General features: G+C 75.0%; 8 protein-coding genes and 1 pseudogene. 7 read left to right on the top strand and 2 right to left on the bottom strand.

Annotated features, from left to right (window positions below; translation table 11 throughout):
* The 6 genes and pseudogenes from ABZS66_RS57795 to ABZS66_RS57770 all read left to right on the top strand — a co-directional run.
* Positions 1-278 (top strand): annotated as a pseudogene (locus ABZS66_RS57795) (hypothetical protein); the annotation flags it as partial.
* Positions 279-287: 9 nt separating this feature from the next.
* A complete protein-coding gene (locus tag ABZS66_RS57790) occupies positions 288-1,226 on the top strand; it encodes a hypothetical protein (RefSeq protein ID WP_354772897.1) in 939 nt (312 codons plus the stop codon).
* A gap of 126 nt (positions 1,227-1,352) precedes the next feature.
* Positions 1,353-4,130 carry a BTAD domain-containing putative transcriptional regulator gene (locus tag ABZS66_RS57785; protein WP_354772895.1) on the top strand — a complete coding sequence of 926 codons (2,778 nt, stop codon included), beginning with the start codon at positions 1,353-1,355 and terminating at the stop codon, positions 4,128-4,130.
* 237 nt (positions 4,131-4,367) lie between these two features.
* Positions 4,368-5,102, top strand: coding sequence for an ABC transporter ATP-binding protein (locus ABZS66_RS57780; RefSeq protein ID WP_354772893.1), 735 nt, complete (start codon positions 4,368-4,370; stop codon positions 5,100-5,102).
* Positions 5,099-5,842, top strand: a complete 744-nt coding sequence (locus tag ABZS66_RS57775) for an ABC transporter permease (RefSeq protein ID WP_354772891.1) — start codon at positions 5,099-5,101, stop codon at positions 5,840-5,842. The genes ABZS66_RS57780 and ABZS66_RS57775 overlap by 4 nt, the downstream gene beginning before the upstream one ends.
* A 78-nt stretch (positions 5,843-5,920) precedes the next feature.
* Positions 5,921-6,817: a polysaccharide deacetylase family protein gene (locus ABZS66_RS57770; RefSeq protein ID WP_354772889.1), complete on the top strand. Its 897-nt coding sequence runs from the start codon at positions 5,921-5,923 to the stop codon at positions 6,815-6,817.
* Here ABZS66_RS57770 and ABZS66_RS57765 read toward each other — a convergent pair.
* A complete protein-coding gene (locus tag ABZS66_RS57765; protein WP_354772899.1) occupies positions 6,792-9,032 on the bottom strand; it encodes an ATP-binding domain-containing protein in 2,241 nt (746 codons plus the stop codon). The two genes, ABZS66_RS57770 and ABZS66_RS57765, sit on opposite strands and share 26 nt — an antisense overlap.
* A gap of 181 nt (positions 9,033-9,213) precedes the next feature.
* Positions 9,214-9,747: a YciI family protein gene (locus ABZS66_RS57760; protein ID WP_354772887.1), complete on the bottom strand. Its 534-nt coding sequence runs from the start codon at positions 9,745-9,747 to the stop codon at positions 9,214-9,216.
* Between the two features lie 39 nt (positions 9,748-9,786).
* Here ABZS66_RS57760 and ABZS66_RS57755 point away from each other — a divergent pair.
* The coding region (locus ABZS66_RS57755; protein WP_354772885.1) for an HTH domain-containing protein at positions 9,787-10,248 on the top strand (462 nt) is incomplete at its 3' end.

The following is a 10,248-nucleotide window of genomic DNA, read 5'->3' as shown; positions in this document are numbered from 1 at the left end:
GGGCGCCGGTGGACGCGGCCCGGGCCCTGTGGCGGCACGGCGTGGACCCGGCGGGCCTGGTGTCGCCGCTGCTGGCGGCGGCCGCCGGCTGGTACGCCGACCCGCGCGCCGTGGCCCTGCTGGTCGAGATGGGCGCGGCCGGCGCTGTCCCCGGCCTGACGGAGCTGGCCGAACGGGACGAACGGGTCGTGTGCGCCGGTTCGTACTACGACGTCGTCTGGCTCGACGACCGGTTCCGGTCCGGCCTGCGCGCCGCGGTGGCCGTGCTCCGCGGGTAGGCTTCCCGGGTGCCGTTCGCTCTGCCCCCGTGTGAGCCCGGAGGCCTCGACCGGGCGGCGGTCGCAGCGTCGATCGCGGCCTGGGTGACCTCGCCCGAACTGGCCGAGCTGGCCGCGCACTTCGACGGTGAGCTGCCCGACGCCCCGCCCGCCGAGGTGCTGGAGTGGGCGGCCGGCTTCTCCGCCGTGTGGGACTTCCGCGGCGGCGTCAAGGAGCGCTTCGACACCGCCCGCGTCGACTACGGCCCGGAGCTCGACGGCCGGCTGCGCGCCCTCATCCACGAGCTCGGCCTCGGCGGCCGCGACCAGCCCTCGCGCGATGCCTACGACCACGTCGTCGTGCTCGGCGGCGGCATCCGGATCACGCTCGGGCGGGTCGACTACACGGCCCGCCTGCTGGCCGACGGCCTCCACACACGCACGGTCGCCGGGCTCGGCAGCCTCCGCCGGCGCGACGACCGTGAGGACCGCGAGGCCGTCCGCCTGGGCCTCGGCACCGTCGACACCGAGGCCGACATGGTGATGATGGGGCTTCAGCGGTACCTCCAGCTGCCCGGCCCGACCACCGAGCACCACGGCGACGGGTGGTGGCACCGCACCTGGCCGGCCCGCCCGGTCGGCGACGTCCACGTGCTGGCCGCCGCCTCGACCCGCCCGGGCCAGCGCGCGAACACCGCCGACACGCTGATCGGCTGGGCCGAGCACATCGGCCCGCCGGCGCCCTCGGACCGGGTCCTGCTCGTGACGAACGACCCCTACGTCCGCCACCAGCACTGCGACGCCGTCCGCCTGCTCGGCGCGCGGTACGGCTGCGGCATCGAGACCGTCGGCATCGACGCGAAGGCGATGGAGGAGTGGCACCGCCCGCTGAGCACGACCGAGCTCCTCCAGGACCTCCGCTCGGCGATCTTTGCCTCCCGCAACCTGTACGCGGCCTGCACGGCCTGAGTGAGAGGCCTGCGCCTGGCGCCGCGTCACGGTGTGTCCGCCCGCGGCGCCTCCCCGTAGGCGCAGGCCCCGGGGACTGTACGAACCGGCTCGATAAGAATCCGATACGTTTGGTAGAAGGGTCGGATGAAGATCGACGTCCGCGTGCTCGGCCCGCTGGAGCTGCGCCGCGACGACGTCGTGCTCGACCTCGGCACCCCGAAGCAGCGCACCGTCCTCGCGCTGCTGGTAGTGCACGCCAACCGCACCGTGACCCCCGCCCGCCTGGTGGAGGAGGTCTGGCCGGTGACGGCCCCCAACTCGGCCGGCGCGAACGTCACCACCTACCTCAGCCGCCTGCGCCGCGCGGTGGCCGGCGACGACTGCAGCCTGGAGCGCCGCGACGGCGGCTACGTCCTGCGCGTGCACCCCGACGCCGTGGACGCGCACCGCTTCACCGACCGGGCCGAGCGCGGCGACGCGGCCTGGCGCGCAGGCGACCCGCACGGCGCCGCGCAGCACTGGGAGGCGGCCCTCGCGACCTGGCGGGGCCGCGCCCTCGACGGGCTGCCGACCGGCCCCGAGCTCGACGCCGCCCGCGCCGAATGGACCGAACGCCGCCTCGCCGTGGTCGAACAGCACGCGCGGGCCCGGCTGCGGCTCGGCCGGCCCGCCGGGGTGGTCGCCGAGCTGCGCCGCCACACCCTGGCCGAGCCGCTGCGCGAGGCCGGTTGGCTGCTGCTGATGGCGGCCCTCTGGCACGCCGGGCATCCGGCGGCGGCGCTGGACGCCTATGAGCAGTCCCGAGTGGTACTGGGGGAGCAGCTGGGCGTCGACCCGGGCCCGCGGCTGCGCGCCATGCACCGGGCGGTCCTGGCCGCCGACGAGGAGTCCGTCCGGCAGCTGCTCGACGACGACGTCCACGAACCCCGCGCGGCGCCCGCCCCCACCGGCCGGCCCGTCCCGGCGCAGCTCCCGCTGGGGGTGCCGGGCTTCACCGGCCGGTCCGCCGAGCTCGCCCGCCTGGACGCGGCCCTGGCCCGGGCCACCGCCCAGCCCGCCGCGGTCGTCATCGCCGCGGTCTCCGGCATGGCCGGCGTCGGCAAGACCGCCTTGGCGCTGCACTGGGCGCACCGCCGCGCGGCCCGGTTCCCCGACGGCCAGCTGTACGTCAACCTGCGCGGCTACGACCCGACCGGCACCCCGGCGAGCCCGGTGGAGACGATCCGCGGCTTCCTCGACGCGCTGGGCGTGCACGCGCCGCGCATCCCGGACGGCCTGGCGGCGCAGTCCGCGCTCTACCGGACCCTCATGGCCGGTCGCCGGATGGTGGTCCTGCTCGACAACGCCCGCGACGCCGACCAGGTCCGCACGCTCCTGCCGGGGAGCCCCGGCTGCCTGGTCGTGGTCACCAGCCGCAGCCGCCTGGCCGACCTGGTGGCCCTGGAGGGCGCCGAGCCGTTGATCCTGGACGCGCTGGGCCCGGCCGAGGCCCGCCACCTGCTGGCCGCCCGCATCGGCGCCGACCGCGTGTCGGCCGAGCCGGCCGCCATCGACGAGATCGTCGCCGACTGCGCCGGCCTGCCGCTGGCCCTGGCCGTGGTGGCCGCGCGGGCCGCGACGAACCCGCAGTTCAGCCTGGCCACCTTCGCCGCCGGGCTGCGCGAGGCCGGCCTGGACGCGCTCACGGCGGAGGGCCGCGGCACCGACGTGCGGGCCCTCTTCTCGTGGTCGTACCACCAGCTGCCCGCCCCGGCCGCCCGCCTGTTCCGCCTGCTGGGCCACCACCCGGGCCCGGACGTGTCGCTGCCGGCCGCCGCGAGCCTGGCCGGGGTCCCGCCGGCGGAGGCTCTGCCGCTGCTGACCACGTTGACAAGAGCCAACCTGCTGACGGAGCACGCCCCGGCCCGCTACACGCAGCACGACCTGCTCCGCGCCTACGCCGGCGAACTGGCTGCGGCTGCTGACGCTGCTGACGTGAACGGTCCGGCCGCCCTCGAGCGCCTGCTGGACCACTACGCGCACACCGCGCGCGCCGCGGCCATGCTGCTCACGCCGCACCGCGCGCCGATCGCCCTGGACCCGCCCGCCCCCGGCGCGCAGGTGGAGCCGCCGGCGACCGCGGACGAGGCGCTGGCCTGGTTCGCCGCCGAACGGGCAACCCTGGTCGCCGCGGTCGAGCTCGCGGCCGGCCGCCGCCTGGACCGGCACACGTGGCCGCTCGCGTGGGCGTCGACCGCGTACTTCGCCCGCCAGGGACACCACCACGAGTGGGCCGCCACCCAGCACGCGGCGCTGCGCGCGGCCGAGGCGGCGGGCGACCGGGTCCGCCAGGCGGAGGCCCACCGGGCGCTCCTGCGCGCGTACGGCCGGCTGGCCCACGACCAGGAGGCCGACCACCATGCGGAGCGGGCGCTGGCCCTGTTCGCGGAGCTCGGCAACCCGATCGGCCAGGCCCACACCCACGTGAACCTGGCGAACGTCCTGACCCACCGCGGCCGCTACCGCGACGCCCTGCACCACAACCGGCAGGCGCTGGCGCTCTACCGCGCCGCCGGCGACGCCCTGGGCGAGGCCGAGGCCCTGAACTCGGTGGGCTGGCAGCACGGCCTGCTGGGCGAGCACGAGCAGAACCTGAACTACACCCGGGAGGCCCTGGCCCTCCTGCACCGCATCGGCGCGGAGGCGCGGGCCGCCAACACGCTCGACAGCATGGGCCACGCCCACCACCACCTGGGCGACCTGGCCGCGGCCGCGACCTGCTACGAGCAGGCCCTGACGCTGGTCCGCGCGGCCGGCGACCGCTACAACGAGGCCGAGATCCTGACCCACCTGGCCGACACCCTGGACGCCGCCGGCCGCCCCGACACCGCCCGCGGCCACCGCGAGCAGGCCGAAACCATCCTCGCCGCCCTCGCTCGCTAGGAGGTCGCGGGCGGGCCGACGGTCTGACCGGCCGCCGACGCGGCCCGCCAGCCTGACGAGGCGCCGGACGACAGCGAGCACGGGGGCGAGCACGAGGCGAATCACGGTTCGATTCAACGCTTCCGCGGCCGCGGGCACAGTAGAGCGGAGTCCCGGATTCGAGGTGTACCTAGCTATACCCCAAGTCGGTACCTGGCTCCACTGTGTCGAGCGCCGCCGATTCCTAGCGTCGTTGGCATGGCAGTCATCGACGTGAGCAACCTCCACAAGCGCTACGCCGACCACGTGGCCGTCGCCGACGTCTCCTTCAGCGTCGAGGCGGGCGAGATCTTCGGCATCGTCGGGCCGAACGGCGCCGGCAAGACGACCACCGTCGAGTGCATCGAAGGACTTCGCGCCCCCGACGGCGGGTCGGTGCGGGTGCTCGGCCTCGACCCGATCCGCGACCGCGACGCCGTGCGCCGCCAGCTGGGCATCCAGCTCCAGGAGAGCCAGCTGCCGGACCGGATCCGGGTGTGGGAGGCCCTCGATCTGTACAGCTCCTTCTACCCCGACCCGGCCGACTGGCGCGCGCTGATGGACGAGCTCGGCCTCACCCCGAAGCGCAACACCCCGTTCGCCAAGCTGTCGGGCGGCCAGAAGCAGCGGCTGTCGATCGCGCTCGCGCTCGTCGGCAACCCGTCGGTCGCGATCCTCGACGAGCTGACCACCGGGCTCGACCCGCAGGCCCGCCGCGACACGTGGGAGCTGATCCGGCAGGTCCGCGCCCGCGGCGTCACGGTCGTGCTGGTCACCCACTTCATGGACGAGGCCGAGCGGCTGTGCGACCGCCTCGCCGTCATCGCGGCCGGCCGGGTCGTCACCGTCGACACGCCAGCCGCCCTCATCGCCAATGCCGACGTCCCCGGCGTCGAGCGGCCCACGCTCGAAGACGCCGTCCTCACCCTCACCGCCGCCGGGAGCCCCCGATGACCGCACTGCGCAAGCTGATCCGCGTCGAGACGAAGCTGTTCCTCCGCGAGCCCGTCGGCGCCTTCTTCGGCATCGCCTTCCCCGCCCTGCTCATTCTGGTGCTCGGCCTGGCGCTGCCCGGGTTCCGCGACCCCACCGACGACCTCGGCGGCAAGCGGCCCGTCGACATCTACCTGCCGATCACCATGACGCTCGCCATCGCGACGGTGACCATGGTGACCCTGCTCGGCGTGCTGTCCGGTTATCGCGAGCGGGGCGTCCTGCGCCGGCTGTCCACGACGCCGGTCTCGCCGGTCGCGCTCCTCGGTGCCCAGCTGGTGGTCAACGTCGGCGCGCTGCTCGCCGGCTGCGCTCTGGCCTGGGCGGTGGCGGCCGCCGTCTTCGACGTCCCGCCGCCGGGCAACCTTGCCGGCTTCGTCCTCGCGTTCACGCTCGGCGCCAGCGCGATGTGTGCCGTGGCGCTGCTCGTCGCGGCGGTCACCCCGGGCGCCAGGGCCTCGTCGGGGGTCGGCTCGCTGGTGTACTTCCCGATGATGTTCTTCGCGGGGGTGTGGACGCCCGGCCCGGTGATGCCCGACACGATTCGCCGGATCGCCGACTTCACCCCGCTGGGTGCCGCCTCGCAGGCGGTGCAGTCGGCCTGGTCCGGCGCGTGGCCGACGCCGCTGCACCTGGGGGTGATGGTGGCTTTCACGGTACTGCTGGGGGCCCTCGCCGTCCGGTACCTGCGCTGGGACTGATCCTCGTGGAAGGCGCTCCGGCACGTGAGCAGCGCGCACGGGACAACGGAACTTGCGCGGGTCTGGCAGCATGCGCGCGTGCGAATCCCCCTCCTGATGCTGGCGGCCGGTCTGGTGCTCACGGTCGGTGCCTGCACCGCGCCGAGCAAAGCCGCGCAGCCCGGCCAGACCGTCGCCGTCGATCCCGTGACCGCGGGCGCGCCGACGAACGGCCCGTCCGGCAGCCCGGCACCGTCGGGCAGCGCGGGGGCGGCAGGCAGCGCCGGGCCGTCTGACGGCTGGGTGCCCGGCGCCACCGCCAAGGGCACCGTGCCGCCGGTCGTCGAGCACGGGCCGCGGGTCGGCAACCGGGTCGCGCTGACGTTCGACGCCGACATGACCGACTCGATGCTGCGGCGGCTGGCGAACGACCCGAGCGTCAGCTTCGCCAACCGGAAGGTCATCGACATCCTGGAGCGGACCCGCACCCCGGCCACGTTCTTCCTGACGGGGGAGTGGGTCGAGACGTACCCCGCCCTGACCCGGCAGCTCGCCGCGAACCCGTCGTTCGAGCTGGCCAACCACACGTACCGGCACCAGGCGTTCAAGTCCCCCTGCTACAACCTGCCGACCATCGCGCCGGACGCGATGACGGGCGACGTGGCGCACACGTTCGACGTCATCGCGCCCTACGGCGGCCGGCAGACGCGGTACTTCCGGTTCCCGGGGCTCTGCTACGACGACACCGCGCTGCAGGCGCTGGCGCCGCTCGGAGTGACGGTGGTGCAGGGCGACGTCGTCAGCGGCGACCCGGGCGCCACGGCGGCGCCGCCGATCGTGCACGCGGTGCTGAGCAAGGTGCGGCCCGGCTCGATCGTCATCCTGCACATCACCGAGGCGAACGCGCAGTTCACCGACGAGGCCCTGCAGCCCATCCTGGACGGCCTGAAAGCGCAGGGCCTCCGCCCGGTCACCCTGTCGGAGCTGTTCCGGTAGGACGGAACACGCCGAGCCGCTGCGTCGCCCGGGTCAGCGCCACGTAGAGGTCGCTCGCGCCCCGCGGCGACTCGGCGACGATGCCGTCCGGGTCGGCGACGACCACGCCGTCGAACTCCAGGCCCTTCGCCTGGGCGACGGTCAGCAGTACCACCGTTCGGTCCAGGTCGGGCTGGTCGCCGACGGCCACGCCGGGCAGGACCGACGACAGCACCGGCACGAGTGCCGCGGGGGAGATCACCGCGAAGCGGCCGTCGCCGAGCTCGTCGACCAGCGCGGCGACCCGCCCGGCCAGGTGCTCCAGCGGACCCGTCGCGTCCCACGGTTCGACGCCGCTGGATCGCACCGGGCGCGGCGGAACGATGGACGGGTCGATGCCGGCCAGCACGCGCGCGGCCACGTCCATGATCTCGGCCGGCGTGCGGTAGCTGACGGTGAGCTCGGCGGCGCGCCAGCGGTCGGCGACGTACGGCGCGAACATCTCGCCCCACGACGCCGGCCCCGACAGCGCGCCGGTCTGGGCGAGGTCGCCGACGACGGTCATCGACCGGCTCGGGCACCGGCGCATGAGCAGCCGCCACGCCATCGCCGGCAGCTCCTGCGCCTCGTCGACGATGACGTGCCCGAACGCCCACCGGCGGTCGGCCGCCGCCCGCGCGGCCGCGCCGAGCCGCTCACCGGTCGCATACCGGGCCGCCAGTGCATCGGCGTCCATCACGCTCGCCACATTCGGTACCGCCGCCTCAGGATCGTCCTCGAGCTCAAAGGACATCGATCCCGCCGTGATGTCGAGAACCCCCTGCGCGTACTCCAGGCTCGCCCGGTGCAGGGCCGCCGCCCGCGCCCGGGCCGCGCTGTCGTCCTCGCCGAGCAGCTCGGCCGCCTCGTCGAGCAGCGGCACGTCCGCCGGCGACCAGCCGCCCGCCGGATCCCGGCGCAGCAGCTCGCGATCGGCGGCGCTCAACTGCGGCGCGGCCGAGGCGAGCGCGTCGGCCGACCCGAACAGGCCGGTGAGCAGCGCCTCCGGGGTCAGCACCGGCCACAGCTCGTCGAGCACCGCCCGCACCGCCGGCTCGGCCGCGAGGTCCGCGCGGATGTCGGCGAGGTCGGCCGCGTCGAGCAGGTTCGGGCTGTCGAGCGCGTCGCCCGCGCCGAGCGGGTCGTCCCAGAACGGGTCGTGACCCACCCGCTCCGCCACCTGCTCGGCGAGCGAGCCGAGCACCGCATCAACGAAGAGCGGTCGCGCCACGTTGTGCGGCTGCCCCGAGCGCCGCGCCCGGTGCCGCGCCGCCTCCACGGCATCCGGCTGCAGCAGCAGTACCTCGGGGGAGACGTCGACGGGGATCGCCTCCGCCGGCACCACCTGGCGGTCCCGCACCGCGGCGGCGAGCACGTCCGCCATCGATGTCCGCCCCTTCACCTCGGCTACGGCGGCCGGCTCGGCGCGCCGCGCGGTGATGCCCGGATAGAGGTCGCCCAATGTCGCCAGCAGCACGCCGGTCTCCGCGAGTGACGGCAGCACCTGCGAGATGTACCGCAGGAACGCCGCGTTCGGCCCGACGATCAGCACGCCGCGGGCGCTGAGCTGCTCGCGGTGCGTGTACAGCAGGTACGCGGCCCGGTGCAGCGCCACGGCGGTCTTGCCGGTGCCCGGCCCGCCCTGCACGACCAGCACCCCGCCGAGGTCGGCCCGGATCACCCGGTCCTGCTCGGCCTGGATGGTCTCGACGATGTCCTTCATCCGCCCGGTCCGCTTGGCGGTGAGCGCCGCGAGCAGCGCCGCCTCGCCGGTCAGGTCCCTCGTGCCGGCCTCCGCCCGGTCGAGGTCGAGCACCTCGTCGTCGAGCCCGACGACGGTGCGGCCGCGGGTGCGGATGTGCCGGCGCTGCGCGACGCCGTCCGGGCGCGCGGCCGTCGCCACGTAGAACGGCCGGGCCGCCGGCGCCCGCCAGTCCACCAGCAGCGGCTCGAAGTCGCCCTCGTCGTCGAAGATGCCGATCCGGCCGATGTGCCGGTGCCCGCCGTCGCGCAGGTCGAGCCGGCCGAAGCACAGCCCCGGCTCGACCGCGTCGTAGCGCGCCACCCGCTCGGCGTACATCGCTGCCGCCGCGTCCCGCTGCGACCGCGCCTCCGGCGTGCCGCCGGGCTCGCGCAGCAGCCCCGCCAGCCGCTGCGCCGCCTGCTCCCGCAGCCGGTCGAGCCGGCCGTACAGCATCGTCACCGTGCCCTGCTCCGCGGCGAGCTCCGCGGCGCCGGGACTTGACAGACTTGACAACGTGCCTCCCGTTGGTATCCTTGACAACTGGAGGGGCTGGCTTCAGCGTGCGCTGATTCGAGCCTCCGAATTAGTTATGGTAGCGCGGTCGGCGACGGTCCGCGCTTTTGTTGTCTCCGGGTCATCTCCGGCCGCCGAACGTCCAGGCGTGCACCTCGACGACGGCGTAGCGGCCCGCGGTCAGCACCGCCCGCGCCTCCTGCGGATCCGGCGCCCGCACCAGGACCGCGGTGCCCAGCCACTGCTCGCCGTCGTCGGAGAGCAGTGGGCCGTAAGCGATCAGGTCATCCCGGAGCGGCACCTCCAGGTCGACGGCCGGGCCGGCGCCGAGACCGAGCACCAGGAAGCCGTCGCCGCGCGGGAAATCCCACATCGTCCGGCCGAGCGCATTGCGCCAGCGGCGCAGCAGCACGTCGCGGTACACCCCGGCCTGATAGTTCGGCTCGTCGAAGGCGAACGCCCGGGCCGCCGTGACGTCCGGCAGGTCGACGATGTGGACGCTGCCCGTCGGCGTCTCACCGTCGCCGCCGAACGTCGGGCCGCGCGCGATCATCCCGTCCGCGAACCGGTCCATGTACGACCAGTGCGCCTCCAGCAGCTCGCCGCGCAGCTCCAGCGAGCCGGGCCGATCGCGGTGGTAGCAGAAGAACTCCATGCGCCGGATTCTGTCGTACCCCAGCGGTAGGTTCGGCCCGTGAATCGCACGGATCGCCTGTATGCCATGGTCGAGGAGTTGCGGGCCGTCGCGCCGCGGCCGCGCAGCGCCCGGTGGCTCGCCGGCCGCTTCGAGGTCAGCGTGCGCACCGTCGAGCGGGACATCAGCGCCCTGCAGCAGTCCGGCACGCCGGTCTACGCCGAGCCGGGCCGCACCGGCGGCTACTGCCTCGACAAGGCCCGCACGCTGCCGCCGGTCAACCTGACGCCCGACGAGGCCGTCGCGATGGCCGTGGCCTTACGGCGCCTCGACGGCACGCCGTTCCGCGCTGCGGCGGGCTCGGCGCTGCGCAAGCTCGTCGCGGCGATGCAGGCCGACGACGCTGAGCGGGCCCGCGATCTGGCCGGCCGCATCCACCTCGTCGGCGACACCGCCCCGGCCCGGCCGCAGGGTGACCTGGGCCGGCGGAAGGGTCGTGACGCCGCGGAACCAGAGGAAGTA

This window comes from Dactylosporangium sp. NPDC005572 (genome assembly GCF_040605515.1).
Lineage (GTDB): Bacteria > Actinomycetota > Actinomycetes > Mycobacteriales > Micromonosporaceae > Dactylosporangium.
Note: the sequence above shows the minus strand (reverse complement) of the source record. Positions and strands in the feature narration are given on the sequence as shown.

Coding starts and splice junctions, on each gene's coding strand:
- ABZS66_RS57785 (WP_354772895.1), top strand. CDS start 1,353: ATGAAGATCGACGTCCGCGTGCTCGGCCCGCTGGAGCTGCGCCGCGAC.
- ABZS66_RS57780 (WP_354772893.1), top strand. CDS start 4,368: ATGGCAGTCATCGACGTGAGCAACCTCCACAAGCGCTACGCCGACCAC.
- ABZS66_RS57775 (WP_354772891.1), top strand. CDS start 5,099: ATGACCGCACTGCGCAAGCTGATCCGCGTCGAGACGAAGCTGTTCCTC.
- ABZS66_RS57765 (WP_354772899.1), bottom strand. CDS start 9,032: ATGCTGTACGGCCGGCTCGACCGGCTGCGGGAGCAGGCGGCGCAGCGG.
- ABZS66_RS57760 (WP_354772887.1), bottom strand. CDS start 9,747: ATGGAGTTCTTCTGCTACCACCGCGATCGGCCCGGCTCGCTGGAGCTG.